The organism is Dendronalium phyllosphericum CENA369 (genome assembly GCF_016056275.1).
GTDB classification, from domain to species: domain Bacteria; phylum Cyanobacteriota; class Cyanobacteriia; order Cyanobacteriales; family Nostocaceae; genus Dendronalium; species Dendronalium phyllosphericum.
In genome coordinates, this window is the sequence record NZ_JAECZA010000224.1 from 33,655 (window position 1) to 59,210 (window position 25,556).

Annotated in this window: 26 protein-coding genes and 1 pseudogene; 12 read left to right on the plus strand and 15 right to left on the minus strand. The window is 40.1% G+C overall.

Annotated features, from left to right (window positions below):
• Nucleotides 1–676, minus strand: a pseudogene (locus I8752_RS37595) (hypothetical protein); the annotation flags it as partial.
• A 270-nt stretch (nt 677–946) separates the two neighbouring features.
• Nucleotides 947–3,304, minus strand: coding sequence for a transglycosylase domain-containing protein (locus I8752_RS24645; protein WP_214434870.1), 2,358 nt, complete (start codon nt 3,302–3,304; stop codon nt 947–949).
• Between the two features lie 356 nt (nt 3,305–3,660).
• On the opposite strand from I8752_RS24645, the gene folK reads away from it, so the two are divergent.
• From folK to I8752_RS24665, 4 genes are all read left to right on the plus strand, one after another.
• A complete protein-coding gene (folK, locus tag I8752_RS24650; protein WP_214434871.1) occupies nt 3,661–4,149 on the plus strand; it encodes a 2-amino-4-hydroxy-6-hydroxymethyldihydropteridine diphosphokinase in 489 nt (162 codons plus the stop codon).
• Nucleotides 4,150–4,235: 86 nt separating this feature from the next.
• Complete coding sequence (locus I8752_RS24655; RefSeq protein ID WP_214434872.1) at nt 4,236–4,784, plus strand: NUDIX hydrolase; 549 nt, start codon at nt 4,236–4,238, stop codon at nt 4,782–4,784.
• A gap of 244 nt (nt 4,785–5,028) precedes the next feature.
• Nucleotides 5,029–5,862: an ADP-ribosylglycohydrolase family protein gene (locus I8752_RS24660; RefSeq protein WP_214434873.1), complete on the plus strand. Its 834-nt coding sequence runs from the start codon at nt 5,029–5,031 to the stop codon at nt 5,860–5,862.
• A gap of 515 nt (nt 5,863–6,377) precedes the next feature.
• Nucleotides 6,378–7,193: a prohibitin family protein gene (locus I8752_RS24665; RefSeq protein ID WP_214434874.1), complete on the plus strand. Its 816-nt coding sequence runs from the start codon at nt 6,378–6,380 to the stop codon at nt 7,191–7,193.
• 72 nt (nt 7,194–7,265) lie between these two features.
• Here the strand turns inward: I8752_RS24665 and I8752_RS24670 are convergent, their stop codons facing one another.
• Entirely contained in the window at nt 7,266–7,727 is a 462-nt protein-coding gene (locus I8752_RS24670; protein ID WP_214434875.1) for a hypothetical protein, read from the minus strand.
• A gap of 306 nt (nt 7,728–8,033) precedes the next feature.
• Between I8752_RS24670 and I8752_RS24675 the strand changes: the two genes are divergently transcribed.
• Both I8752_RS24675 and I8752_RS24680 read left to right on the plus strand, forming a co-directional pair.
• Nucleotides 8,034–8,330, plus strand: coding sequence for a hypothetical protein (locus I8752_RS24675; protein ID WP_225895885.1), 297 nt, complete (start codon nt 8,034–8,036; stop codon nt 8,328–8,330).
• Nucleotides 8,331–8,923: 593 nt separating this feature from the next.
• Nucleotides 8,924–9,817 (plus strand): pentapeptide repeat-containing protein, encoded by an 894-nt coding sequence (locus I8752_RS24680; protein ID WP_214434876.1) that lies wholly within the window; start codon nt 8,924–8,926, stop codon nt 9,815–9,817.
• A 43-nt stretch (nt 9,818–9,860) separates the two neighbouring features.
• On the opposite strand, the gene I8752_RS24685 is transcribed toward I8752_RS24680, so the two are convergent.
• The 3 genes from I8752_RS24685 to I8752_RS24695 form a co-directional block, all read right to left on the minus strand.
• Complete coding sequence (locus I8752_RS24685) at nt 9,861–10,343, minus strand: DUF1634 domain-containing protein (protein WP_225895886.1); 483 nt, start codon at nt 10,341–10,343, stop codon at nt 9,861–9,863.
• A 54-nt stretch (nt 10,344–10,397) separates the two neighbouring features.
• Nucleotides 10,398–11,234 carry a sulfite exporter TauE/SafE family protein gene (locus I8752_RS24690; protein WP_214434877.1) on the minus strand — a complete coding sequence of 279 codons (837 nt, stop codon included), beginning with the start codon at nt 11,232–11,234 and terminating at the stop codon, nt 10,398–10,400.
• Between the two features lie 471 nt (nt 11,235–11,705).
• Nucleotides 11,706–12,458: a phosphatase PAP2 family protein gene (locus tag I8752_RS24695; RefSeq protein ID WP_214434878.1), complete on the minus strand. Its 753-nt coding sequence runs from the start codon at nt 12,456–12,458 to the stop codon at nt 11,706–11,708.
• 455 nt (nt 12,459–12,913) lie between these two features.
• Between I8752_RS24695 and I8752_RS24700 the strand changes: the two genes are divergently transcribed.
• Entirely contained in the window at nt 12,914–13,711 is a 798-nt protein-coding gene (locus I8752_RS24700) for a sulfite exporter TauE/SafE family protein (RefSeq protein ID WP_214434879.1), read from the plus strand.
• Between the two features lie 99 nt (nt 13,712–13,810).
• On the opposite strand, the gene I8752_RS24705 is transcribed toward I8752_RS24700, so the two are convergent.
• The 5 genes from I8752_RS24705 to I8752_RS24725 form a co-directional block, all read right to left on the minus strand.
• A complete protein-coding gene (locus tag I8752_RS24705; RefSeq protein WP_214434880.1) occupies nt 13,811–14,116 on the minus strand; it encodes a P-II family nitrogen regulator in 306 nt (101 codons plus the stop codon).
• 159 nt (nt 14,117–14,275) lie between these two features.
• Nucleotides 14,276–14,455: a high light inducible protein gene (locus I8752_RS24710; RefSeq protein ID WP_214434881.1), complete on the minus strand. Its 180-nt coding sequence runs from the start codon at nt 14,453–14,455 to the stop codon at nt 14,276–14,278.
• A gap of 103 nt (nt 14,456–14,558) precedes the next feature.
• Nucleotides 14,559–14,768, minus strand: coding sequence for a hypothetical protein (locus I8752_RS24715; RefSeq protein WP_214434882.1), 210 nt, complete (start codon nt 14,766–14,768; stop codon nt 14,559–14,561).
• Nucleotides 14,769–15,122: 354 nt separating this feature from the next.
• Nucleotides 15,123–15,386, minus strand: a complete 264-nt coding sequence (locus tag I8752_RS24720; RefSeq protein ID WP_214434883.1) for an RNA recognition motif domain-containing protein — start codon at nt 15,384–15,386, stop codon at nt 15,123–15,125.
• 676 nt (nt 15,387–16,062) lie between these two features.
• Entirely contained in the window at nt 16,063–16,725 is a 663-nt protein-coding gene (locus I8752_RS24725; RefSeq protein ID WP_214434884.1) for a cadmium resistance transporter, read from the minus strand.
• Nucleotides 16,726–16,925: 200 nt separating this feature from the next.
• On the opposite strand from I8752_RS24725, the gene I8752_RS24730 reads away from it, so the two are divergent.
• Entirely contained in the window at nt 16,926–17,798 is an 873-nt protein-coding gene (locus tag I8752_RS24730; RefSeq protein WP_214434885.1) for an MBL fold metallo-hydrolase, read from the plus strand.
• Between the two features lie 106 nt (nt 17,799–17,904).
• Here I8752_RS24730 and I8752_RS24735 read toward each other — a convergent pair whose 3' ends face one another.
• Nucleotides 17,905–19,119 carry an HhoA/HhoB/HtrA family serine endopeptidase gene (locus I8752_RS24735; protein ID WP_214434886.1) on the minus strand — a complete coding sequence of 405 codons (1,215 nt, stop codon included), beginning with the start codon at nt 19,117–19,119 and terminating at the stop codon, nt 17,905–17,907.
• Between the two features lie 392 nt (nt 19,120–19,511).
• Here I8752_RS24735 and I8752_RS24740 point away from each other — a divergent pair, with 392 nt between their 5' ends.
• Together I8752_RS24740 and menH are read left to right on the plus strand one after the other, a co-directional pair.
• On the plus strand, nt 19,512–19,886 hold the full coding sequence (locus I8752_RS24740) for a metal-sensing transcriptional repressor (RefSeq protein WP_214434887.1): 375 nt from the start codon (nt 19,512–19,514) through the stop codon (nt 19,884–19,886).
• 169 nt (nt 19,887–20,055) lie between these two features.
• On the plus strand, nt 20,056–20,880 hold the full coding sequence (gene menH, locus I8752_RS24745) for a 2-succinyl-6-hydroxy-2,4-cyclohexadiene-1-carboxylate synthase (protein ID WP_214434888.1): 825 nt from the start codon (nt 20,056–20,058) through the stop codon (nt 20,878–20,880).
• A 7-nt stretch (nt 20,881–20,887) separates the two neighbouring features.
• Here menH and I8752_RS24750 read toward each other — a convergent pair whose 3' ends face one another.
• Together I8752_RS24750 and I8752_RS24755 are read right to left on the minus strand one after the other, a co-directional pair.
• Nucleotides 20,888–21,604: a glycoside hydrolase family 24 protein gene (locus I8752_RS24750; RefSeq protein ID WP_214434889.1), complete on the minus strand. Its 717-nt coding sequence runs from the start codon at nt 21,602–21,604 to the stop codon at nt 20,888–20,890.
• 221 nt (nt 21,605–21,825) lie between these two features.
• Complete coding sequence (locus I8752_RS24755) at nt 21,826–22,485, minus strand: SDR family oxidoreductase (protein ID WP_214434890.1); 660 nt, start codon at nt 22,483–22,485, stop codon at nt 21,826–21,828.
• 178 nt (nt 22,486–22,663) lie between these two features.
• Here I8752_RS24755 and I8752_RS24760 point away from each other — a divergent pair, with 178 nt between their 5' ends.
• A complete protein-coding gene (locus tag I8752_RS24760; protein WP_214434891.1) occupies nt 22,664–23,344 on the plus strand; it encodes a DUF1997 domain-containing protein in 681 nt (226 codons plus the stop codon).
• An 88-nt stretch (nt 23,345–23,432) separates the two neighbouring features.
• Here the strand turns inward: I8752_RS24760 and I8752_RS24765 are convergent, their stop codons facing one another.
• Nucleotides 23,433–23,903 (minus strand): DUF4079 domain-containing protein, encoded by a 471-nt coding sequence (locus I8752_RS24765; RefSeq protein WP_214434892.1) that lies wholly within the window; start codon nt 23,901–23,903, stop codon nt 23,433–23,435.
• Between the two features lie 229 nt (nt 23,904–24,132).
• Here I8752_RS24765 and I8752_RS24770 point away from each other — a divergent pair, with 229 nt between their 5' ends.
• The gene (locus I8752_RS24770) at nt 24,133–25,413 is read left to right on the plus strand and encodes an ankyrin repeat domain-containing protein (RefSeq protein ID WP_214434893.1); all 1,281 of its coding nucleotides are present in this window, start codon (nt 24,133–24,135) and stop codon (nt 25,411–25,413) included.
• The last annotated feature ends 143 nt before the right edge of the window (nt 25,414–25,556 follow it).

Consider the following 25,556-nt stretch of genomic DNA (forward strand, 5'->3'; position numbering starts at 1 on the left):
CGATCGCTTCTGTTATCACCTCAGTAAATTCAAAGTTGCTAGTAACAGCTTCTTCTTTGTCAGTTGGCAAATCGTCTATGACAGAGTTATTAGGTAAGGCGATCGCTTCTGTTATCACCTCAGTAAATTCAAAGTTGCTAGTAACAGCTTCTTCCTCTTTGTCAGTTGAAAAATCGGCGATTGCAGCGTTATTTGGCGTAGCGATCGCTTCCACTGTCGTAGCAGCAAATATCAAGTTGTCATAGGCAACAAAATCTGGGTGAACGGGTACATTGAACTCTACAGTTTCGCCTGTATCCAAATTGCCCACTACTGGCTCGTATACTGATTGAGACAAAACTTGCAAATGAATACTGTATTGCCAGGATTTACCGAAAATATCCGACATCAAGTCGCCGGAGCATCGCAACTGCCAAATTCCTGGCTTGAGATGAGTGAAGGGAATTACCGCCATTAACCCTTCTGAATTAGTGCGTCGCGATCGCTTTTGAATTCGCCGTTTTGGTGGAACTTCCTGGGTTGAAGAGTGAATCACCCTCACTTCCACATCTGTATGTGGAAGGTTAGAACGAGCCAAAACTCTATACCGACCTTCCAAAATGTCTAAGTTTGGTGACTCTAGGACATGCCAAGAGCGATCGCCCTGTTTCTGAATCAGAAATTGCCAGTGTTCCATTGTGAGTGGTGCCCAGACCAAAAAGCAGCTGAGTAATAGTTTGCATTACCTTGCTTGCAAGTTTACCTCAGCAATCTGTAATTGCATCACCAAATGTAATCTTTTGATTCAGATATTAAAATCTTACGAGTAAATAGCCTAGTACTACTGGTGTACCAGACAAACTTTATGTAATTACAAGCAGAGGGCAGAGGGGCGGAGGAGCTAGGGAGGTAAGAATAACTCTTGTACAGACGCGATTAATCGCGTCTCAGCACTTTCAAGCCAGATTTATTGTGAAGAGGACGAGCTTGGTCTAAGTCTGTCCCGCCAAGAAGATTGTTGTTGTGAAGAAGCTGACGAACCAGAACTATTGTTTGCAGAAGATGAAGACCGCCTAGAAGACCTACTAGGCTGTGAATCTGAGTCTGTTCGTCTATATCGCCTTCTGGGACGAGAGGACTCTGAGGAAGAATCACTAGAACTTGATTCTTGGCTACGATAACGCCGCCGTCTTCTAGGTGACTCTGAATCTGAAGATGTATTGTCATCTTGCTGATAACGTCTTCTACTTCTTCTAGATGAGCCACTATCGTCAGAATTTCGAGTATTTTCCTGCTCGTCGTCATCGTCTGAAGAAATAGAACGATTTTCTATTCTTTTGGGCTTGACAGGCTGTGCCTTAATGCTGGCTTTACGACCGTCTAACTTGGGTCTTGTGGGGAATTTTTCTACAGGCATTCCCTTAATTGCTTTTTCCATAAATTCATGCCAAGTATAAGCAGCACTGCTACTGCTTCCCGAAGTAGGACGGTTGTTATCATTACCCAGCCAAACACCTGCTACTAATTGAGGAATATAACCAATGAACCACAAATCGCGGGCTTCATCGGAAGTACCTGTTTTGCCAGCAACGGGGCGATCGTCTAATTGAGCAGCACCACCAGTGCCATCTGTGACTACGTTGCGTAGCATCCAGGTCATGATGGCAGCACTATCAGCGTCAAGCGCTCGCTTGGTCTGCAACTTATCAGACCAAATTACTTGACCTTGGCGGTTGAGGATGCGGCTAATGCCATGAGGTTCTGCGTGCAATCCTTGAGTGGCAAAGCTACCATAAGCGCTGGTCAATTCCAGCAAATTTACTTCATTCGAGCCAAGAGCTAGGGAATAAGTGGGCTTGAGTTCCGATTTAATTCCCATAGCATGAGCTAGTTTAATCGTTGGCTCAAATCCCACATCAATTAAGACCTTTACCGCAATTATATTGATGGAACGGGTAAGAGCATCTCGCATAGTCATCGAGCCGTGGAAGTTTTTACCATAGTTTTTTGGCTCGTAACCATCGACTACAAACGGTTGATCTAAGTAACTGTAGTAAGGACTTTTACCAGTAGCTATAGCTGTGGCATAAACAAATCCTTTAAATGTCGATCCTGGCTGACGCTGTGCTTGGGTAACGCGGTTAAACTGGTTTTTACCAAAATCTTTCCCCCCAACCATTGCCTGAATCGTACCACTACGGGGGTCGATCGCTACTAAAGCTGCTTGCTGAAAGTTTTCCCAGCGACCTTGATTTCGCAAGGTTTTGGCAACTGCATCTTCTGCTGCTTTCTGCCAAGTTGGGTTCAAGGTGGTTTCTACTACTAAACCCCCGTTGGCTAGCACATCGGCAGAAACATACTTCGGCAATTCTTTCTGGATGTAGCTGGTAAAGTAGGGAGATTCTACTTGCAGTCGCTTGGGTAAGCTGCTTTTTAAAACGATTGGTTGCGCGGCCGCTGCTTGTCTTTCGGCTGCTGTGATAATTCCATCTTCTTGCATTCGCTGCAATACTAGATTCCGCCGCTGTCTAGCTGCTTGTGGATTCTGCTCTGGAGAATATAAGCTTGGGGCGGGAGCTAATCCAGCAATTGTGGCCATTTCCCCTAGAGAAAGGCTATCTACAGGCTTACTGAAGTATACCCATGATGCATCTGCTACACCGTAAGCCCCAGACCCCAAGTACACCAAATTCAGGTAACGCTCTAGAATCTGGTCTTTGGTCAATTCTTGCTCCATTTTTTGCGAGAGACGGACTTCCTTAAGTTTGCGCCAGATTGTCCGCTCTTGTTTGAGGTAGAGAATTCGCGCTAGTTGTTGAGTTATGGTGCTACCACCTTCAACTACATCCTGCGATCGCAAATTATTCCAAACTGCTCGAATAATTCCTTGGGGATCGACTCCACTATGCTGCTCAAACCTTCTATCTTCTGAAGCGATGAAAGCTTTTCTCAACTTCTCAGGTATCTGCTTGAGGGCTAGCTGTTCTCTAGTCGCTTCTCCTTGTTGTTGTAGGATAGTGCCATCGCTAGCTTTGATGGTCAATGTTTGTTCTCGGACAAGGGCTTTGAGTTCCGATTTATCCGGTAAACTCCGATCTACTGACCCTAAAACATAGCTTAGGGCAACGATCCCACCACCTACACTTAAGCCAGTCCAAAACCAGAGGCGACGATAAAACGGTTTATCGCGACTGGTAAACCTACTAACGATCCCAGATGAAATACCGCTCATCTGATTCAAAAACTGCCTTCCCCTCGCCGGTCTTGTTGGGGGTAAGCTTTCTTGTGTGGATTCTTCACTTTCGTAACGATTACCAGGCCGCAATCGTGGTTCCTCCTTGTCAGAGTCACTTAAATTAGTTGCTCGTTGCTTGAACTAGGAGGTAAACTTCCCTACGTCAGTTCCTCGCTCAAAGTAGCTGACACTTAACCACCATGTAATGATTTTGGGATTAGCGTACCACGTTCGTGTTAGTATAATAGCCTATAAAATATTAACTGAATTCAGTACTATACAATGTATTTTTAAATTTATATATTTTTATTTTATGAGAAAAAATATCAGGGTTTTGTGTAATTAATTAAACCAATAAGATTATTAAAAATACTCTGTCAAACTGTGACTAAAAATGCACTGTTGTACCAAAGAATATTTGATTAAAAGCTAGTGGGATCGATGTGATGCAGGCGCGATGTGCAGTTGCTCTTGGTAGTAATATTGGGGATTCTCATACAATTTTAGAAGCAGCGATAGAAAGATTAGTCTACACACCGGGTATTCTTCTGCAAGCAAAATCCAGATGGTATAAAACTAAAGCTGTAGGGCCACCCCAGCCAGATTACTTGAATGGCTGCGCTGTTTTGCAGGTAGAATTGCCACCGCAGCTATTGTTAGATACTTTGTTAGCAATAGAGCAAGAATTTGGCAGAGTGCGTCAGCAACATTGGGGGCCGCGATCGCTTGATTTAGATTTGTTGTTATATGATGACTTGATACTAGATACGCCAACCCTCCAGATTCCCCATCCCAGAATGCGAGAGCGAGCTTTCGTTTTAGTACCACTAGCGGAAATTGCCGCAAATTGGATAGAACCAGTTTCCGGAAGAGTAATTAAAGAGCTGGTAAAAGAGGTAGACTGTTCTGATGTACATTTGGTGAAGGGCAATTAAAATTACCACCCATAAACGCACAAAACGCTGATTTGACAGTCAACAGCAGTGTTTATCTGTGTATTTAAAAATTACAAAATTTTATTATGCCATTAGGTAGAGAATTACCACAATTACTAAAACAACGCTTACTTTACAAGGGGCGTAAGTTTGATTTTGAAGTGAATCGCTTGCGTTTGCCCAACAACATAGAGGGAGAATGGGAGTGTGTTCGCCATCCTGGCGGCGCTCTAGCTGTACCTGTAACAGCAGAAGGGAAACTTGTACTTGTGCGCCAATATCGTTTTGCAATTCAAGGCCGAATATTAGAGTTTCCTGCTGGCACTGTAGAACGTAATGAAGATCCCTTAGAGACAGTGCAACGTGAAATTGAAGAAGAAACAGGCTATAGTGCCCAAAAATGGGATAAACTAGGCGAATTTTTTTTAGCTCCTGGCTATTCTGACGAAATAATTTATGCTTTTCTCGCACGAGATTTGCAAAAGCTAGAAACACCGCCACCAGGAGATGAGGACGAGGACATTGAGACTGTATTGTTAACTCCCGAAGAACTAGAAAGAGCTATCCTTGAAGGAGAGACAGTAGATGCTAAATCAATTTCTAGCTTTATGCTGGCGCGGTCTTTTTTAATTTAGTTAGTGGTCAGTAGTCAGTGGTCAGTGGTGAGTCGATGTAGTTTTAGGGATTTCTCTCATAAGTAACTGGCGTTAGGGATGCAGGAGCATCATCCGTTCGGCGTTCGCCCTTGGCGTTGCCGAAGACTAGCCGTTCTCCTTCGACGAAGCCGTTCCCGTTCGCGTAGCGTCTCCATTAGGAGAAGAGTAGAGTAGGGTCAGTGGCAACTGACAACTGACAACTGACAACTAACAACCGACAATTATGTTACTAGAGTTGGCAATTGGGGATGCTTATGGCGCAGGCTTTGAATACGCCAACGAAATGAGCGCTGACAATGATTTAAGTCAATATTTCAAGCATCCCCGTCATCAACTCACCCCCGGCAGCTATACAGATGATACGCAAATGAGCATTGCTATCGCCGAAGTCATAGTGGCTCAATTGCCGTGGACACCAGAAGTTTTAGCTAACAGTTTCGTTAAAACTTTTAAACGCGACCCTAGAGAAGGTTACGCCAGCCGTTTTTACCAATTTTTGCTAGAAATCCCAGATGGAAAAGAGTTTTTAGCTAAAATTCGCCCCGATAGTGATAAAAGTGGGGCGGCAATGCGTGCAGCACCAATTGGAATTTATCGCACGCCAGAAAAAGTTATTGAGGCGGCAACAATTCAAGCCGCAATTACCCATAATACACCCGATGGCATCGATGCAGCTGTAGTAGCCGCTTTGATGTCACACTACTTTATTTATCGACTAGGGCCAAAACACAAATTAGGACAGTTTCTAGAAGGTTATGTCTCTGGGAATTGGTCTCAGCCTTGGGAGGGTACAGTCAAGTCTAAAGGTTGGATGAGTGTGAGGGCAGCTATTACTGCGGTGATGCGAAATGACAGTATGAGCGAACTTTTACAAGATTGTATCGCTTTTACAGGCGATGTGGATACAGTAGCGGCGATCGCACTGGGAGCTGGTTCATGCAGCGAGGAAATTACCCAAGACATTCCCAGCCATCTTGTCACAGATTTAGAAAATGGCCCATACGGCAGAGATTATCTCATCGAATTAGATAAACAGTTAATGACTGTTTACGGTTGACAGCAAACAACCGATGGTGCGGGGTAATTAATTTCTTGGAGTTTTCTAGGAATAGCTAGATATACAGCAGAATTTTGAAATTTGCTGTAATAAATACGTAGTTTGGAAGTGTTGCACTTCTGTTTAGTTTCGTTTAAATCAAGACTTACGCAAAAAACTCCTGTGTTGATACTGGGTATAAAGATTTTCCCCACTTACACCTTTATACCTCTACACCCCTTGTTCAAAACCTTGATTTTTCGTATCGCTGCGTAAATCTTATAAATATCTGCCTTCAACGAGCTTGTTTGGTAAGCACAGCTATGACATACTGCTATTCAGGAACATAAAATACTGTATTCCTACCAATTTTGTGTGTTTGACAAATTAAATTAAAAATTTATCTTGTTAAATGCATTCTATTGATAGGTAACTAATTTACAGCTTATAAAAATTCTTCTTCTTCAATACTATATAGTCACAAGACCTTGCATCCCTTTCCATTCTCTATTCTTTACTTTCCTTTTAATAGAGCGATGAAAACAAATAAAGCTCTTAATCTTAACAGTGCCGGTAAGCTGACTGCACTTTTATGTTTGATAACGATATTACTTACGCCTTTTGTGATTGTCAATGCAGGAGAACGCGGAGTATTAATGCAGTTTGGCAAAGTACAAGACCAAATATTAGGAGAAGGAATTCATGTCATTATTCCTATAGTCAATACTGTAGAAAAACTAAGCATTCGCGTACAAAATCAGGAAATTTCGGCGGAAGCTTCTTCAAAGGATTTACAAGACGTATTTACGGATGTAGCACTTAATTGGCATATTATCCCGGAAGAAGCAAATACTATTTTTCAACAGATTGGGGAGAAGAAAAGTGTAATTACTCGAATTATTAATCCAGCAGTTGAAGAAGTTATCAAAGCAGTCATTGCCAAGTATACTGCTGAAGAAGTTATTACGAGACGAGTAGAGGTTAAAGCAGAAGTAGATAATGCATTAATTACAAGACTGCACAGCTATCATATTGCAGTTGATGACATTTCTCTTGTCCGCGTTGAGTTTTCTGAAAGATTTGGTGAGGCGGTAGAGGCAAAACAAATTGCCGAACAAGAGGCAAAACGGGCAGAATTCATTGCACTAAAGGCAACAAAAGAGGCTGAAGCCAAAGTCAATTTAGCAAGAGGAGAGGCCGAAGCACACAGATTACTACGCGATGGTTTAACTTCAGAAATATTGCAAAGGCAAACAATAGAAAAATGGAACGGCAAACTACCATTAATAGTTGGTAAGGATGTGCCAAAATTTATGAATTTGACTGAATTATTAGAATTGAATGAAAATTGAGGTTTTTGGAGAGTATTAAGCTGATATTTTTCAGTAGCGATCGCTTTTATTTGAAAACTTTAACTATCTTCATTAATTGTTAGAAAATAAAGCAGGAGCATCAAGAATTTTCAATTGCATTAATACTATAACCACAAGTGTAAAAATAGTTGAGGAAATCAGACCTGTGAGTAATTCTTTTTTCAGATTACGCTCTTTAGATTCATTTTGGAAAATATCAGCAGAGCCTACTTGCATCAAAAGAATACCCACAATGTTAGTGAGCCAGTATCCTATAATAGAACCAGGTATAAGTAATTTAGGTGAAAGTAAACTACATACATACCCAAAACCGTAAGCAATTGGCAAGTTAAATAATAAATCGTTCCACCAACATAGTGGTGACAACAGATATCCTAATACTAGAAAGAATCCACCTCTGAGTTTTGTGAAAAGGTCTTTTTTGAACTCCTCTGGAGCAGTTGATTCTAACTGCTGGGAAATTTTTTGTTTTGCTAAGTTTAAGTCTTGACTCACTTTTTGGACGCTTTCCATAAAACCTATATACTCTACCGACTTAGTGTAGTTTAATCTGAAAACGAGACAAAAGTCTAGTGCTAGAGCGATACAATTTCAGATTTTCCAGAAGTAGAGCTAATTAATAACATCCGGTAGTGTCACCCCGAAGGAGTATACTTAGTTCAAAGCGATCGCTCGATACTTATAAAGGCTGCTTTATTTATAATGTGAGACTTCTATAAAAGTTTAGTACTAGCATTTGAATAGTTTAAATTTATTAAAATAATAGTTTCTCTGCATGGTAATTACAGAAACTCAGCCGAAATAATAGCTACAATAAGGATGACAAATAATTTTAATAATAAAATGACAAACTTGACTTCAACAAATTCTTTGTTAATAGCAGGAATTGTCTTTTTAACAATTGCTGTTATCGGACAATCTAAATTAGGTTTTTTAGAAATTAACCCAGGTTGTTTTGGCAGACTCTTAGCTTTATCAATTGGAGTTTTGAGTTTAGCATTTGCTTTTGGATTAGGAAATTTTCCTGTAGAAAGCTTGGATTTATTTAGAAATTTTTTCACAAACGAAATTCAACAAAATATTAGTGCACTCAACGACCTTTTACAGGGTTCGTAATTGAAAATTACTCCTTTACCACTATCAGATGACCTATCTTTTTCTGTTCCTGATGGAGACGCTGCACGAAAGGCTTGCTGCCAAACTGTACATCATCTGAACATGTTAGAGGTTGTTTGAAAAGTGGTTTGCTGTGATTTTAGGCACTTATCGATCTCCCCTTAAAAAGCTACGCTCTACCACTTCTTCTAAGATACAAGGGTGTGCGATCGCCGAGAGTACTGCAACACTCAATATTTTCGGTGTGTTGTGGACGTAACGTTCTAACGCACCCTAAATTCAAGTCGAAAAATCGACTTGTGTATACACGGTAGGCCATTTATCAATTAACTTACTTTTTCAGCTTTTAATCTCACATTAGTCATATTTTCGTCATAGTTTTGCAATATCTCTGCCAATATGACGTGTGATGCTAAATCTTTATAAGGTAATAACATTTACCTTTAATCTTTGATGCTGAGAAAAATACATCTTCTCACACAACTACTAATTTAACCCAAGAAATTACTAAATTAAACCAAGGCGTTTTCAAAATATCAACCTGTAACTTTTTTGTTATCGAGTGAAGGTGGAAGTTTATTTAGCAAATTACCATGTATATCCAAAATCATCGCTTTTATTTGATTGGGTTTGGTTTTGTTACCCTTGTCCTTGTGGCTTTATCGATATACTTTGTAAACGTTGCCCAACAAGAAACGCAACTACAAGAACTTTGGAATAATTTTGAAGCCGCTAAAAGTCAAAATGATACAAAAGCAAGAATTGACGCGTTGGAAAAACTAGTTAAGCAAGGTATTTCTCTAAGTCTTACTCCACTTAATGATGTCAATCTCGAACATGCTAACCTTGAAAATGCCAAGCTCTCTAATGGCAACCTTGAAGATGCAAAGCTTTCTAATACTAATCTGGAAAATGCTGACCTTTTTAGTGCCAATCTTGAAGATGCAAACCTTGAAAATGCTGACCTTAAAAGTGCGAAGCTCTTCAGCGCTAATCTTAAAGGGGCTAATCTTGAAGGTGCGAATCTAGAACACAGTGATTTTTCTAAGGCTAAACTCTCTAAGGCTAGGTTTCTAAATGCTGACCTTTCTAGTGCTAACCTCTTCAATGCCAAGCTTGAATACAGCGACCTTAAAAGTGCTAACCTTTCCAGTGCTGACCTTTCCAGTGCCGACCTGTCAAGAGCCAATCTCTCTAATGCCAACCTTTCCAGTGCTGACCTCTCCAATACTGACCTTTCTAATGCTGACCTCTCTAATGCCAACCTTGCACATGCCGACCTTAAAGATATCAAATTAAAACGCGCTAACCTTAAAGGAGCCAAACTTGAAGGTGCAAACTTTGAAGGTGCAAACTTTGAAGGTGTCCGAAACCTGACTCTGCAACAGCTAAAAGCCGCTAAAAATTGGGATGATGCTTGTTACGACCCAGAAATTCGCAAGCAACTGAGTTTACCTTCCGATGGTTCCAGTCAGTGCGAACAATGACACTACAATCTTATTGGCTTGTACAAGCATCGCTCTGTAAATATTAATAGTAAGCTCCTACAAGGCTGTAAATTAAACTAGCTAGTACTAACAGAGTAACGCTCACATAAATAAATTTTCTTCGTAGTAAAAAAGCTACAAGGGAAATGAGTACGCGCACAATTGGAATGGCAATTAATAGCAGCAGTCCAAGTTGAATAATGCCACGACGGCTACCTGATAAAACCGCACTCAACACGCCTGCTGGGGAGCTAAACTCAGACGGTTCTCCTCGAAAAACCCTATATTCAGCAGGTTCAGCACCGTGGCGAATCAAGTACAATATACCTCCTAGCAAGACAATTGCACTAGCTATTAAAACACCATATTTCAAGAGATTACTAAGTAAATTTGCCAATTGCCCTTCAGTTGGCGTTTCGATTGAGTTCTCATCAGCATCAATCCCGCAATCGTTTAGCATCTGTGCCACAGTACTGATAGACTGTTCTTGTAGTTGTTCCATATCAGATGGTTCTTGCTGCATCATGAATTTTGACTGTGTTGAGCAGTCCCAGCAAAAACTAAAATAAATTTAGACATTTTATAATCCCTCTATGAGACTGTTGTAAACCATCTTCAAAGCCATTACTACCAGCACAATACTGAAGATAGTTCTCAACATCTGCGTTTTAGCTCCTTGAAGAATTCTTGCGCCTAAAAAAGCACCGGGAAGCACTCCTAACATCACTGGCATTGACAGTCCTGGATCGATATAACCCCGTGCTAAGTAAACCCCTGCGGAGGCTGCGGCTGTTACGCCAATCATAAAATTGCTTGTAGTGGTAGAAACTTTGAATGGTAGGCGCATAGCCTGATCCATTGCTAACACTTTGAATCCTCCAGAACCAATACCCAACAACCCAGAAAGCGTTCCAGCGATTAACATTACGCCAAACCCTGTTGGTAGAGACTGAACTTGATAAGATACCAATCCTTCAGGAGTTGGGTAAGTACTATTCAGTTTCAAATAGTTTGCTAAGGGATCTGTTGCTTCATCTTCGGTATGTTCAATTCTGGGTCGTTGTGAAAGATATGCTGAATACATCAGGACGATCGCCAGCACTATAGTCAGCGCTTTTACAGACACAAAAGTAGCAATTAAGGCTCCAATTATCGCGCCAGTTGTAGTTGCTACTTCTAAAAACATTCCTAATCGCAAATTTGTATAGCCTTGTTTAATATAAGTAGATGCCGCACCTAAAGAAGTAGCAATTACAGATACCAATGAAGCACCAACAGCGTATCGAATATCAACACCAAATACTGAAGTCAATAAAGGAACAATTACTACTCCACCGCCTAGCCCAGTTAGCGCTCCTACTAAGCCCGCACTAAATGAGCCAATCCAAATTAGTAATGAAAATTCCAGAATACTCAAATTTTATTCCTCTTTAGTTTTATATGTATATCAAGATACAAAAATATTTTTTGTATCGTTTAAAACTTAACTTTAAAATTAATGTTGCTGACAGATAGTTATATCATGTCCGGTTGAAGACTTATCATTAGGACTGACACGGAGACGCAGGGACGGGGGGACGCGGAGAGTTTTTTTGATAACTAATTGGGCGGACATGATATTACTTGTTAATTAAAGTCAAGCACTTAATTTAATCGCAATAAAAAGCATCAAACTATTGGTATAGTAGGTTAAAGAATTAGCGATCGCCCTTTAATACAAAAAAGCTGAAGTATATACTCACTACTTGAAAGTGTTGAGTACTGACAGGACTTACGCGTGTAAAAATGCCAGTTCCCAGCCCCTAGTCCCTAGTTCCTGATTTCTTAAAAATGGGTGTAGGGGTGTAAGGGAACTCCAAGAAATTCAAATGTGCAACTCGAACGCTGATTATTGAATTAACTGTTTTTCTTCGGGGAGTAAGGAAGTTTCATCCTCAGGGCGATCGCTACTTATGGGAATTGATTTAGTCACATATGGTTTGATAATTAGACTTACGCCAATTGTCCAAGCTAATGCAACCATCCAGCCTGCAAGAATGTCACTAGGAAAGTGAACCCCCAAATAAAGACGACACCAGCCAACAGCCACTACATACAAGCTGCCAAACGCCAAAAGCAACCAGCGCCAAGGACTAGCCCAAGTTAAAACTAACAAAATTACTACTAATGTCATACTTGTCATCGCATGACCGCTAGGAAAGGCAAAATCAAACTCAGGCGCACTGGACTCCCAGAGATTAGGACGCACTCGATGCATGAATTCTTTTGCTGTGCGGTTAATAATGGAACTGCCTATTGAAGTGGTGAGTAAATAGGCTAACGTTCTCCAGCGTTTTTGGAATAGTAATATTAGTGCGATCGCACCTAAAATCGGTAAGGCTGTCCAAAACGATCCAAATCTAGCCAGCATTACCGCCAAAACATCCAGTTGCGGGTTGGCTGTAGAGTGAACAGCCCAAAGAATCGGCAAATCCCACGGAAAGCCACCTGCATTTTGCCAAATCTTTACTGCCAGAATTTCAAAGACCTGTAAAGGTAAATATACTCCGAGCAAAAGAAGTAAGAGCGATCGCCAACGGGCAATAAATAGGTTTTTTAGAAAAGAAAGAAGCGATCGACGCTCTTTGTTCGCATGTTCCATGTTAAGTAAGTAAAGTTCAATTAACGCAAGTACTGAGTCCGCAAGAGTGCATAGAACTCATCGCTCAGTAATGCTTTAGCGATGTTTAGTGTTATCAAGTCTATTCTATTTGAGTTAAACAGACTGATACACAACCCAATCGGCACTCTGAAATAAGTTTTTGACGTACTGAATTGCAGATTGCTCTATTTTGCTGCTATGTAGCATCCTCTAAATTGAGTGCTATAGAGAAAACGACTACGCTAGACGTTTGATCGTAATTATGAGTAAAATACGGTAAGCCGATGAACTTACCGCCTTTTGGATTTAGAAATGCAAAGGTGCAATAACCTACTACCAGGAACTTTGTCTCACAAAGGGCCTTAGTTTGCCTGCTTTGCTGTGTTCTAGCAGTAAAACCAAACTGAATTTTTAACGAGCTGATTCCACTTGAAAAACCATTTCTGGATAGGAGTATGCACTATTTATTACTACCACTCTTCAGCTTCTTTGTTGGCATTATTGTTGGTTTGACAGGAATTGGTGGAGCATCTTTGATCACCCCAATGTTGATTTTCATCTTCCAAGTGCCGCCTTCTATCGCTGTGAGTTCTGATGTTGTGGCTGCCACCTTAATGAAGGTAGTCGGCAGCGTCAAACACTGGCAACAAAAAACTCTAGATACAGAAGCAGTCAAATGGTTAGCACTAGGAAGTGTTCCTGGTTCGCTATTTGGAGTAGGAATTTTGCACTGGATCAAACGTACAGGAGAGCATAACCTAGACAATATTTTGCTGCGCTTGCTAGGAGTAACAATTCTGCTAATCACAATGTTAGCTCTTATACAATTGTTGCTGTTGACTTTTTTCCCCAAGTTCACTTTACCCGAACTGCCAAAGTTAGATTTAAAAACTAATTTAGGGCGTTTTCTCACAATGGCATTAGGAGCGGTTTTAGGCTGTTTAGTTGGTCTAACTAGCGTTTCTTCCGGTTCAATGTTTGCTTTGGCGCTAATTGCCTTTTTTCGTCTTGATGCCCGTAAATTAGTAGGTACAGATATTTCTCAAGCAGCAATTTTGTTAATGTTTACATCCCTCGGACATCTCACCTTGGGAACAGTTGATTGGAGTCTGGTATTGCCAATATGGTTAGGTTCGGTTCCAGGTGTGCTGTTAGGTGCGAAAATTTGCGAACTAACTCCTCAACGCCCTCTACGATTCATTATTTACGCCATCCTAATGATGGTGAGTTGGAAGTTAGTTTATCAAGTTTAATTCTTCACAGCTAAACTAAAATTTAAAAAGCGAATTTTTGAAATCAGTATAATTAACAAAGACGCAATATTTTAGCTCAAACTGATAAAAACGGGTTAATTAATAGAAAGCTTCTACATTGTGTCGGAAGGCAATTAAAGCGTGCTTGCCTTGCTCATCTTTTAGTGCCCAAAAGATAGCATCAGATACTTCTAATGAAACAAGAGTTTTGATTTCGATATTCGTGTTGTAACCTGCCATATCTGCCAAGCGTCTTCCATGTCCGCCCTCACCTTGTACTTGACTAATGGTGTAACCGCTGACATTATGGCTTTTTAGCAGCTTAATAATCCGTTCTTTCAAGACTGTTTCACCTATGATTGTGATAAGAACGGCGGGTTGGACGGGAAAGGTTAAGTCTGTCATGGAGAACTCCAGAAAAAAGGTTTTGACTTTTCAAGCTTATATTTTCGTTCGTAGTCTGAATTTTGTATCAAAAAAGCTCAAGCATAAATACCTGAGCCGTTAATACATCAAACTAATTTGCTGGACTAACAGATTAGCTCAAAGAATTAAATTTATAATTTACAGGATACCCCAGAAATGAAGGAATCCTTGCCCAGAAAAAGCTTCGAGCAAAATAATAGAGACAAAGCCAATCATTGCAAAACGACCGTTCCAATTTTCACTCTCAGGAGTGAATCCAAAACGTACGCCATTACGATCGTTTGAAACAGTAGAAGTAGAAGTCTTGAATCCTGACATGATTAAATTTCCTTCGTTCAAGCGTTATTACAATTACCACTGCCTGTAAAGTAATGTAACAAATTTTCCCGAAAATGCAAGTTTGAATAAAGCCAGAAAAGCTTTAACTTACTAATTCAACTAAAGCGTCCCACTGGAACCGGACTACGCATGAGACCAAGCAGCCGCGATAATGCTCAGTTGTGAATACTGAGAGTGTGATATTCGTCTGACCTAAATCTAAAATTTGTTTGACTTTGCAGATTTGCCTTTTATTCTTGCAGTAAGCAATAATGCGATCGCCAGCCTTGACATTCAATGCTTGAATTTTCAATTTCTACTCAACTTCACTTCATTAAATAATTAGCTTGATAAAGCTTTGCGCTTCCATTACTCCACTTATAGGGAAAATTGGAGCTATTCTCTGATTATTTTATTAAGTTGGTCAATTTAGGGTAATGGGATTGCATCCCGATACACTATATTAGCCTAACTGTCATATCTATTTGGGTCTTTTTTGAGTTTTTTAGTTTCTCGGTTACATTTTCTTTCCTTCGACATCAAAATTCTCCTACTAGATTAAATAGTTAAAGTTCCACCTGATGCGAGCGAGTAATCATGGCGTAAATTACACAATATTCTTTGAAAGCAAAAAATAAAAATTAGATCCTTACATTAGTAGTTAAAACTAGCATGAAGAAGCTATATCTGTGATGCTGTTAGCTCTATTAACTCTGAGGCTATAACCCATCCATTCAGTACCTCTTAATCCATGAATTGCTGCTATTTCTTCATTGTTGCTTTCCATTTCTACAACAGCAAATTTTATTTTTGCACCTGTTTTTTGGGTCGTAGATAGTAGAATTTTCTTAATAGATCCGTACTTTAAAAATACATACCTGATGTCTTTATCTTCAACTTCATGGGATAAATTACCAATATAAACTGACATAGAGTATCTCCCAATTCAGATGATGTAGAGATTTAAATTTGGAGAGGTGTCAGTCAATCACTTGACCAAAAATATTTCTCGGTAATCTAAATATAACACCTAAATATCTAATTAGATTTTTGGAAGTCTACAGGTCGTTATAACTGTAAGTACATATCTTTGTAAGCACTGCTGTTAACTGATTGTGGCTTCTGGTTCAACCTAAAAAACTTAATTAATATCCAGATGCAACTTCACCCACAACCTAAAAATGTAATACACTATTAACGCAGTGGCAAGCATTTAAGTTATAATACAAACACTACTAAAATTTTATTCTTCATATTTCTTGATGTTTTTTTCTTATCCTTGACACAAATTTACTTACAGAGTGAAGAGTATTTTATAGGTTTGATTCGATTACTTTCGATTAGTTTACGTATAACTACTTTGTGAGAGTTTTAAGTGCCATGCTACCTTCAGCAAAACGAAAGCTTGCTGCACTTTATGTGTAGTTAAATCATATCCTTGGTCTATTTGGATACTAGGTTTATCAGTATTTAAATCTGCTGAATACGCAATTTAATTATTAAATTTTTGCTAAAGCAAAATAACAAAATTTATCTGATGCGATCGCAGACATATTAAATGTTCGTGAAGGATTGATTATCAATCCCAATCTAAAATTCAAAATAGGTTAATCTTTTACCCAAGGTAATAAGCTGAATGTGCCTCTTTCATACATAATAAATAAGCCCAAGCCAATCAATACAAAAGGAACTACACGCTTACCGTAACGACTTAATACATAAGCAATAGCAGTTTGTCGGCTTAATAAGTAAGTCACAGTACACAACACCCCTAACATCACAAAAAATACGCTTAAAATCACTCCCAAGCTGGCAAGATTATGACCAGCAAACAAGGGAATATATATACTAATATTGTCGCCACCATTAGCAAGTGTTACCGCTGCCACTTTATAAGTTTGAGGATGCAAAATACTCGCAAGAAAAGATACTGTCGGATTCCTATGTGAGGATTGTTTAAAATCACTACTCACAGTCTGAACTTCTATAGTTTCTGATTCTCGATCTATTAATTGCTTAAAACCAATGGCGACAGGTAATAGTCCTAGCAATCCTATCCATTCTCGTTGCACTACCAAGCCACCAAAATATCCTGGTAAGCTAGCAATAACGATCGCAGCAAAACCAAGGTATTGACCGATAAAAATATGCCGCCGCCGAAAATCACCGCTTACCTGTGAGAAAAATAGCAGTAAAATAAAAATGTCATCAATATTTGTGGCAATAAAAGCAACCATCGCTTCAGTGAAAGCTGCTATTAAGTTACTCATGTTGGATAGTTAGAATATAGCGATCGCAATCCCAAATTAGCCCCCTGGTATATCTAAGCTTGCAAGTGAGTATACGGTAAAACCGAATTCTCATACTTAGTAGTGAAATTTTTTCATTATTCGAGATTTGTTTTTGCTAGCGTGGTGATATCGGGATTTATTACCCGCCCAGCAAGTAGCTAGGGATAGAGAGGTATAATATGGCTCATTTAAATCTTCGTCGCTCCCAAAATGTCAACGGCGATTTTTATGTAGATACCACTTGTATTGATTGCGATACATGCCGCTGGATGACTCCTGAAGTTTTTTATAGTGTTGACGAACAGTCGGCAGTATATCATCAACCAAACAATGAAGCAGAAAGATTAGCAGCACTCCAAGCGCTTTTAGCTTGTCCCACTAATTCTATTGGCACAGTTGAGAAGCCAGACGATATCAAAATTGCTCAACAAAGTTTTCCGATTTTAGTAGACGAAAATGTTTATCACTGCGGCTATCATTCAGAAAAATCTTATGGTGGTGCTAGTTATTTCATTCAACTTCCAGAAGGGAACATTTTAGTTGATTCTCCCAGCTTTGTGACACCATTAGTTAAACGTTTAGAAGATATGGGGGGAATTCGTTATTTATACCTAACTCACAAGGATGATATAGCGGATCATCAAAAGTTTGCCGAACATTTCCACTGTCAGCGCATTCTCCATGCAGATGAAATTTCCGCAGGGACTCGGAATGTGGAAATACAGCTAACTGGTTTAGAACCATTTTCCCTGACTCCAGATTTGCTAATTATTCCAGTTCCCGGTCATAGCAAAGGACATACGGTTCTACTCTACAAAAATAAGTTTCTTTTCACTGGCGACCATCTCGCCTGGTCAGAAAGCTTGCATCAATTGGTAGCATTCCACGATTTTTGCTGGTATTCCTGGTCAGAACAAATTAAATCGATGCGTAAATTGGCTAATTACTCTTTTGAATGGGTGCTACCAGGTCATGGGCGCAGGTTCCATGCTGATACCGATACAATGCGCCAGCAGATGCACAAATGTATTAAATTTATGGAAAGCTTTTAAAGCTGAGTGTCAGCGTTATCGAGAAATTAACGCTTTGACTCAGCTTATTTGGGTGTCTCGATCCTGAATTTACCTAATGTTTAAGGCTTACCCTTATCAGGACTAACTAAGAAGCATTTTGCAACTCAGCCGTGCGTACTGATAGCTGCTGTGTTTGATTACCTCGTCGCACTTTCACTTGTAACACTTGACCAAGGCGACTATCTTCTACAATGTTTTGCAACTGTTCGGCACTGGTGACTGTTGTGCCATCAATTTGGACAATAACATCGCCGCGCCGGATACCAGCTGTTGCAGCTGGAGAATTGGCTACAACTCGGATTACAACTACACCATTAATTTCTGGTATCTGGATTGAAGTATTAGGATCGCTGTTATTTTGCTTTGCTAATTCAGGAGTCAAAGTTTGCATTTGTACGCCTAAATAAGGGTGAGCAACTTTTCCAGTACGTTGCAATTGAGATGCGATCGCTTTAGCTTTATCAATAGGAATAGCAAAGCCAATACCCATTGCATCGGGACGAATTGCAGTGTTAATCCCAATCACTTCACCGCGTTCGTTCAATAGTGGCCCGCCGGAGTTACCAGGGTTAATTGCCGCATCAGTTTGAATAAAGTCTAAGCGTTTGTCAGAAATGCCGACTTGGGCGCTAGAACGTTTGAGGGTACTGACAATTCCCAAAGTCACAGTATTATCAAATCCTAAAGGATTACCAACTGCGATCGCCCAGTCTCCTACTTGTACATTACTAGAAGAACCCAAAGAAGCTACTGGCAAATCGTTACCAGCGTTAATTTTTACAACCGCTAAATCTGTGACTTCATCAATACCTTGAACTTTTCCTTCAAAAGTGCGGCCATCTTTGAGGCGGACTGTTACTTTATCAGCTTTATCTACCACATGGGCATTAGTCAAAATCAACCCACTCTTGTCAATAATAAAACCAGAACCAAGACCCCGTAATTGTTCGGCAGGTAACTGTTGAGGTAAGCCGTCACCAAAAAACCTGCGGAAAAAGGGGTCTTCCATAAATGGATCGACTCTGCGAGTAATTGTACGTTCTGTATCAATCCTGACAACTGCCGTACCAACGCGATTTACAGCCGCAGTCACAAAGCTAGTACTACCGATAGCAGCGGTTGCTGGTGATTGTCGTTGGGCAATCAGTTCTGGTGCATCAGCGTTAGTTATAGGATTGGGCGCAGGTTCTGCTTGAGAGGGTAACACCCGCAGAGAACTTACTGTTAGCAAAACTCCTAAAAAGATTGCTAGCACATGAGTACTGAGTTGACGTAGAGAACGGGTTAGTTTTGATCGCATAATCACAACCTAAATTTATCAGCTTAACTGTTAATTATTCATGACAAGAGGAAACGTAAAGGTTAAAAGCTAATATTTTATACTTCATATTTCCGGTGACAAATCTATCTACAGTTATTTTTACAGCTTGGATGAAAATCCCAACCGACTAAATATCTGCTGTCTATTTTAGGTTTCGCGCCTCATCCTGCATGACTGGAGTGAGAGTGGGATGCAAGTTACCTGTAATTAAAATTAATTGAATATTTAGCTCCATAGCTATTATGGAGATTCCCCCTTTGCAGGTTCGGGTTTTACCCATAAGGACAGGGAAAAGACCTGACTTTCGGTTTTTATAAATAAACCATTGTGGTCTAGGCTAGGATCTTAGTACTACCAGTGCTTTGATAACCATGAATGGATCGAACTCACTAGCCAATGAATCCTTGCCCATATCCCAGCAAGCAGAACACTCCCATACTCATGATGCAAACCACGAGAATGCAGCTCATCCTCACGTCCATAGCGAAGATTCGTTACGGCGAATTGTCAATCGGCTGTCACGTATAGAAGGACACGTTCGCGGTATTAAAACAATGGTGCAACAAAGTAGCCCTTGTCCTGATGTATTATTACAAATTGCTGCTGTGCGGGGTGCATTGGATCGAGTAGCAAGAATCGTTTTAGACGAACATTTAACTGAGTGTATTGCTAGAGCAGCTAAAGAAGGCAATATGGAAACTGAAATTGAACAGCTAAAAGCAGCCTTAGATCGGTTTTTACCTTAAAAATTCCAAAATACAAACAATCAGCTAGTACCACAATATATATTGTGGCAACAGAACTAATTTATCTGTCGAGACCAGAAGCAATGAATAAACTACTTTTCCGCATAGTTTTTTCAGATTAATTTAGCATTAGTAAATAATTGAGAATCTTGCCTGATTTACTAATTATATGGGTTGTACTAATTATCAATTTAACTATTCTTTAATATCTAATACAAATAAACCGCTCATTTTATTCTTGCATGGCTTCATGGGCAATATTCAGGAATTTAACGAAGCTATAGAATTACTAACGAATGATTTTTCCTATTTAACAATTGACCTTCCCGGACACGGTAAAACTCAAGTCTTAGGTGCTGATGAAGGTTACACAATGGTAAACACTGCCAATGCCTTGATTCATTTATTAGATGAATTAAAGATTAATCAATGCTTTTTAGTTGGTTATTCAATGGGTGGTAGATTGGCTTTATATCTTACATTGCATTTCCCAGAAAGGTTTCCTAAAGTTGTTCTGGAGTCAGCTTCTCCAGGTTTGGCAACAGAACTAGAAAGAATAGAACGAATTAAACAAGATGTTCAAATAGCGAGGAAACTAGCAAGAAGTTTTACCAAAAGTGATTTTGCCACTTTTCTAGCAACTTGGTACAATCAACCAATTTTTGGTTCTATAAAGAATCATCCTAAATTTGAGAATATGCTAGGAAATCGGTTACAGAATCATCCAAATGAATTGATTAAGTCATTACAATTTATGGGTACTGGTAGCCAACCTTCTTTATGGGAAAATCTTAAAAATCATGAAACGCCTTTACTTTTGCTAGTTGGTGAATATGATGCAAAATTTATAGATATAAATACACAAATGGCTAAAATAGGGAAATTTTCTCAAATGAAAATAATCAAAAATTCTGCACATAACATTCATTTTGAAAATACTTTAGAATTTGTGCAAAATATCAGAGAATTTTTCACTAAGCAGCCAGAAAACTAGACTATAGTTACTTTTTCTTAGGTTGTGATGTTGGTGTTGCCGTCAAATTTGGTGCTGGTGATTTATTCACTGTTTTTAATTCTTCTTGCAACATCCTTTGATAAATTTTAGGCAAAGAACTGCTGACAGAATTAGTTTCTATGCCATATCCCAAACTTGTCCACGTGGGAGATAGTCGCCGCAAAACTTCATTTAACTTTCCTTGACGCAGCAGTTGACTAATATCAGTTCCCCAAACTTGCGAATCATTTAACCAACGGTAAACTACTAAGTCTTGATCTTCCGGTTCAAAACTATAAGAAACCCAAAACATTAACTGCTTTGGGTTTGGATGATAACGGGGGGCAAGATTATACCAAGTAGTGTTGATAATTTGATATCTGCCAGCAGCAGTGGAACAATTGCCCGTGTTGGGGCCTGTGACAATTGTGATGCACATTTCAGGATGGTGACTGAGGTCGTTGAACTGTTGCCCACCATATAACAGAGAATAAGGACGGTTGCTATTTGCTTCACTTGCTGAGATAGTTCGCATTAAGGCGCGAATATAAGGATCGCCTCCTTTCATAACTAAAGGTGGTTGTTTGACATTAAAGATGGGATCGGAAGGCGATCGCAAGTCTCCAAATATATACCACTGCAACAAACATATGAAAGCGAGAAGTGCGGCTATTGGCCCAATCAGTTTTTCAACGCCCTTGAATTCAAAGCCTTTCAGAGTCAAACTCCTTCAAATTCACTATATTTGCTAACAACAATAACCGACGCACTGATTTCGGTAAAGTTCGCCAACACAGTGCTAGGTGGGGTTTCCTGTAGGGAAAAGAGGAAGGAGTAAGGGGAACGATCCCTTTGCCCTCTAATATGTAATCATTTACTCCTCTAATTAACTATTCCCCTTTAAGATGTCCGAAGGGCCTTAATTCCTAACTCAGCATTCTCTAATTAGGCCACGTTAGCAAATAACTCCCCAAAGCTTTTAGAGGTAGCCTCTGATTTGGCAACAATCTCAACAATTTTATTACGTGCAGCAGGCTGAGACAGTGACTCAACACAAACCTGAGCGACTTTTTGCCGAGGAATACTACCATCGAATAATGTATCAGCACTTTGCATGACGATCGCATCTGTGTTATCTTCATTCTTCAAACCGCCAGGTCGTACAATGGTATAAGTAAGACCACTTTTTTGGATGTACTCCTCCGCTTGCTTTTTCCAAACTAAAATCAGCCAGAACAAATTTAGAGGATGGAATAATTGGGAAGTACATAAAGAAGAAACAAAGACAAAATGCTCAATTCCTTTGGTTTTAGCCACATCGACTAAATTTTTAGTACCTTCAAGATCGATTTTATAAGGCCCGGTGGGGTCGAAGCTGGGTTTAGCGCCGGTGGCGCATAGTAAGACTGTACTATCTCCCAAAACAGCAGTCAGGCTTTCTGGTTTTAACACATCACCTTCCACTAGTTCAGCCTCAGCTGGCAAAACAGCTCTAGCTGTCTCTACATCCCGCACTAAAGCACGAACGGGAATGTTCCGCGCTATCAGTTCTTGTACAATTCGGCGACCTGTTTCACCTGTTGCCCCTGCTACAAATGCTTTCATAACACACGCTATCCTGGGAAACTAATATGTGCTTGTTTTGTTCTTTATTTTAGTGATTTTATAAAGTTCGTGACATATTCTTGAGATTTCAGTCAAAATAGAGTCTCATTGCTAAACAACCCAAACAAGCTGGGAATTATTAATATAGACAAACGCCAACTTAGAGGGGAATGCATTGATGCTTTCAACAAACGGCGAATTTCACTCTTTAGAAATACCAGAAACTATTTTACCTGTAGCCTCAAGCCAACCAGAAACTGAGGAAACATCCCAGGAAGCATCTGTAGGGATACCGACCAAGTTTTACGGTCGTTATAGCGATTGTATGGAAATGTATGCTTCAGTAGATACAGTTGTTAAGTATCTTAATGCTCACAGTTCGTGGTTTACGCGCTGTGCCGAACCAATGAAGGTGCAACCTCTGGGTGAAAATGGTTATGCTTTGACAATCGGTCGTTTTGGCTCTTTTGGTTATGAGGTAGAGCCAAAAATTGGTTTAGAACTATTACCGCCAGATGAAGGAGTTTACCACATTCGGACAATCCCCATTCCTGATTATCAATCTCCTGGTTACGATGTAGACTACCGAGCATCGTTACAGCTAACAAATGCGACTAAAAATGTTTCCAACAATCTGGGTGAAGTAACACGAGTGGAATGGGAATTAGATTTAGTAGTTCACCTTCACTTTCCTCGGTTTATTCAGCGATTGCCCAAGTCTTTAATTCAATCTACAGGCGATCGCGTCCTCAACCAAATTGTCCGTCAAGTCTCTCGCCGCTTAACACGTAAAGTCCAAGAGGATTTTCATCAATCTCTGGATATAGCTTTTCCCGGCAGTTTCAAGAAAAAGCGGTGAGTCAGTGGTCAATGGTCAGTGGTCAGTAGCAAAGATAAATAACCAACAACTGACAACTGACTACTAACAACTGACAACTAACTAGCCACTATGCATTAGTGAGAATTCTTTGGATAATTTGCACGCCAGTGATAGCCTGCCAAGCAAATAGTCCCAAAAGCGTGAAATTTAATAAAATGTGAGTTGCCCGCGCCCAATTGGCTCCTTTTTGCATAAAAGGAGATAAGGCGGCAGAAAATGCAATCAAACCTGTCATGCCAAGTCCTGCTAGCAGGTGCGGCCCTACAAACAACTTACCATTGTTAATATATGTGACAGCCATACCACCAATCGCACCTGTCACCATCAAAGCTAGAAGTATTGACCCAATTTGATAGTGTCTGACGTTATATCTACCTTTAATTAGTTCTTTCTTTTCTTCTCCTTGAGCGCTTCTGGTACGCTGTACTTGTAGCCCTAAATAAGCAGCGTAAAGTGAGATTGCCAATAATACCCACATCAGCAGTGGGTGAAAAAAGTTCAGCCAATATTTAATCGAGGGAGACAGTACCGGATTCATTGTGTTCTCGCTGAATTCTTAAATCTTCATAAAAATTAGCATAACTCTAAGTTTAGTGCTTAAAGTGGCCTGGGGTAAAAGATATTGAGATGGCAAAAAAGAAACAAGGAATAATTATCCAAAAACTTTTTCCTGTGCTTCTCCCTAAGCTGCTTGCAAAAGTGGTTAAACGATCTCAGACTAAATTTTGAGACTAGACGAACAAAACCCGTTGGTGCGGGAATGATTCATGACTGAAAACAACGATTTGCTGCTGAAAGCTGCTAAGAGTGGCGATATCAAGCGGCTGGGTGCGCTACTGGCTGCTGGTGTTGAGTTAGACGCGTGCGATCGCAATGGAACCACGGCTTTAATGTTTGCTGCCAATTTAGGTTACACCGAAATTGTGCGATCGCTGCTGGATGCTGGGGCCAATATTAACTTGCCTAGAAAACGCTATAGATTGACAGCCTTGATGTTAGCTGCCAGTGCTAATCAGCTTGATATTGTACAGCTTTTAATATCCAAAGGAGCAGATGTAGATGCAGTTAATGAAGATGGCAGCACAGCTTTGATGGCAGCAGCACTCAAAGGTTATGTTGATGTGGTGAGAGTTTTATTGGCTGCTGATGCCAAAGTTAATTTTAGCGACAAAGATGATGATACTGCTTTAAAACTAGCTGTCAAACACGGACACACAGTAGTTTTAAAAGCGTTATTACAAAATGGCGCAGATGTCAATCATCAAGATGAAGAAGGCGAGACACCCTTGATGGTAGCAGCAGACTTGGGAAATCTGGATATTGTACAAGCATTACTGGAAGCTGGAGCTGATGCGAACCTGACAAATGCGGATGGTGGAACTGCACTATTTGCAGCGGCAGCAGCCGGACATAGTGCGATCGCATCTGCTTTACTAAATCGAGATACCCAAATTAATCTTCAAGATAAAGATGGTGAAACTGCCCTCCATCTTGCTGTTGTCGAAGGTTACATTGATGTAGTGCAAGTATTATTGAACCGGAGTGCAAATGTCCAGATTAGAAACCACCTAGGTGATACGCCAATGCTTGTAGCGGCATTACAAGGACATAGCCAAATCGTTGAAGCACTACTGCGTTGTGGTGCAGATGTAAATGATGAAAACCTAGGTGAAGTACCTTTGAGACTGGCTGTATCGCAGGGACATACCCAGACGGTAAAGGTATTGCTAGACTATGGGGCTGATGCCAATATTTTGGGAGATGATGGCAAAACAGTTTTGATTAAAGCTACCGAACGCAACTCCACAGGAATTATCAAGCTATTATTGGCAAAAGGAGCAGATGTAAACTTTCAAGATTCCGCAGGAGCGACGGCATTGATGTGGGCTGCCTCTGGAGGCTATGGTGAGGCTGTACAGATATTGCTTCAAGCTGGGGCAGACATAAATGTGAAAAATCGGGGTGGTTATACTGCCTTGATGATTGCGGAATTTAATGGCTATAGAGATATAGTCAGCAGTTTAAAGAAGGCTGGAGCACAGGAATAGTTATTCTAGAGGCGCGAGAAAGGTTGCCGATTTCTCAGCAAAATTGTTGATAAGCTGTTACGCTTTTAAATTGCACATTGACCAAAGTTGACTGTTGACAGTCAATAGTCAGCGGTCAACAACCACTATGAGTATTTCTGAAA

Coding starts and splice junctions, on each gene's coding strand:
- I8752_RS24660 (WP_214434873.1), top strand. CDS start 5,029: ATGTTACTAGAGTTGGCAATTGGGGATGCTTATGGCGCAGGCTTTGAA.
- I8752_RS24705 (WP_214434880.1), bottom strand. CDS start 14,116: ATGACAGACTTAACCTTTCCCGTCCAACCCGCCGTTCTTATCACAATC.
- I8752_RS24670 (WP_214434875.1), bottom strand. CDS start 7,727: ATGGAAAGCGTCCAAAAAGTGAGTCAAGACTTAAACTTAGCAAAACAA.
- I8752_RS24710 (WP_214434881.1), bottom strand. CDS start 14,455: ATGTCAGGATTCAAGACTTCTACTTCTACTGTTTCAAACGATCGTAAT.
- I8752_RS24770 (WP_214434893.1), top strand. CDS start 24,133: ATGACTGAAAACAACGATTTGCTGCTGAAAGCTGCTAAGAGTGGCGAT.
- I8752_RS24765 (WP_214434892.1), bottom strand. CDS start 23,903: ATGAATCCGGTACTGTCTCCCTCGATTAAATATTGGCTGAACTTTTTT.
- I8752_RS24680 (WP_214434876.1), top strand. CDS start 8,924: ATGTATATCCAAAATCATCGCTTTTATTTGATTGGGTTTGGTTTTGTT.
- I8752_RS24695 (WP_214434878.1), bottom strand. CDS start 12,458: ATGGAACATGCGAACAAAGAGCGTCGATCGCTTCTTTCTTTTCTAAAA.
- folK (WP_214434871.1), top strand. CDS start 3,661: ATGCAGGCGCGATGTGCAGTTGCTCTTGGTAGTAATATTGGGGATTCT.
- I8752_RS24675 (WP_225895885.1), top strand. CDS start 8,034: ATGACAAATAATTTTAATAATAAAATGACAAACTTGACTTCAACAAAT.
- I8752_RS24730 (WP_214434885.1), top strand. CDS start 16,926: ATGGCTCATTTAAATCTTCGTCGCTCCCAAAATGTCAACGGCGATTTT.
- I8752_RS24720 (WP_214434883.1), bottom strand. CDS start 15,386: ATGTCAGTTTATATTGGTAATTTATCCCATGAAGTTGAAGATAAAGAC.
- I8752_RS24740 (WP_214434887.1), top strand. CDS start 19,512: ATGAATGGATCGAACTCACTAGCCAATGAATCCTTGCCCATATCCCAG.
- I8752_RS24725 (WP_214434884.1), bottom strand. CDS start 16,725: ATGAGTAACTTAATAGCAGCTTTCACTGAAGCGATGGTTGCTTTTATT.
- menH (WP_214434888.1), top strand. CDS start 20,056: ATGGGTTGTACTAATTATCAATTTAACTATTCTTTAATATCTAATACA.
- I8752_RS24655 (WP_214434872.1), top strand. CDS start 4,236: ATGCCATTAGGTAGAGAATTACCACAATTACTAAAACAACGCTTACTT.
- I8752_RS24755 (WP_214434890.1), bottom strand. CDS start 22,485: ATGAAAGCATTTGTAGCAGGGGCAACAGGTGAAACAGGTCGCCGAATT.
- I8752_RS24760 (WP_214434891.1), top strand. CDS start 22,664: ATGCTTTCAACAAACGGCGAATTTCACTCTTTAGAAATACCAGAAACT.
- I8752_RS24685 (WP_225895886.1), bottom strand. CDS start 10,343: ATGATGCAGCAAGAACCATCTGATATGGAACAACTACAAGAACAGTCT.
- I8752_RS24700 (WP_214434879.1), top strand. CDS start 12,914: ATGCACTATTTATTACTACCACTCTTCAGCTTCTTTGTTGGCATTATT.
- I8752_RS24665 (WP_214434874.1), top strand. CDS start 6,378: ATGAAAACAAATAAAGCTCTTAATCTTAACAGTGCCGGTAAGCTGACT.
- I8752_RS24735 (WP_214434886.1), bottom strand. CDS start 19,119: ATGCGATCAAAACTAACCCGTTCTCTACGTCAACTCAGTACTCATGTG.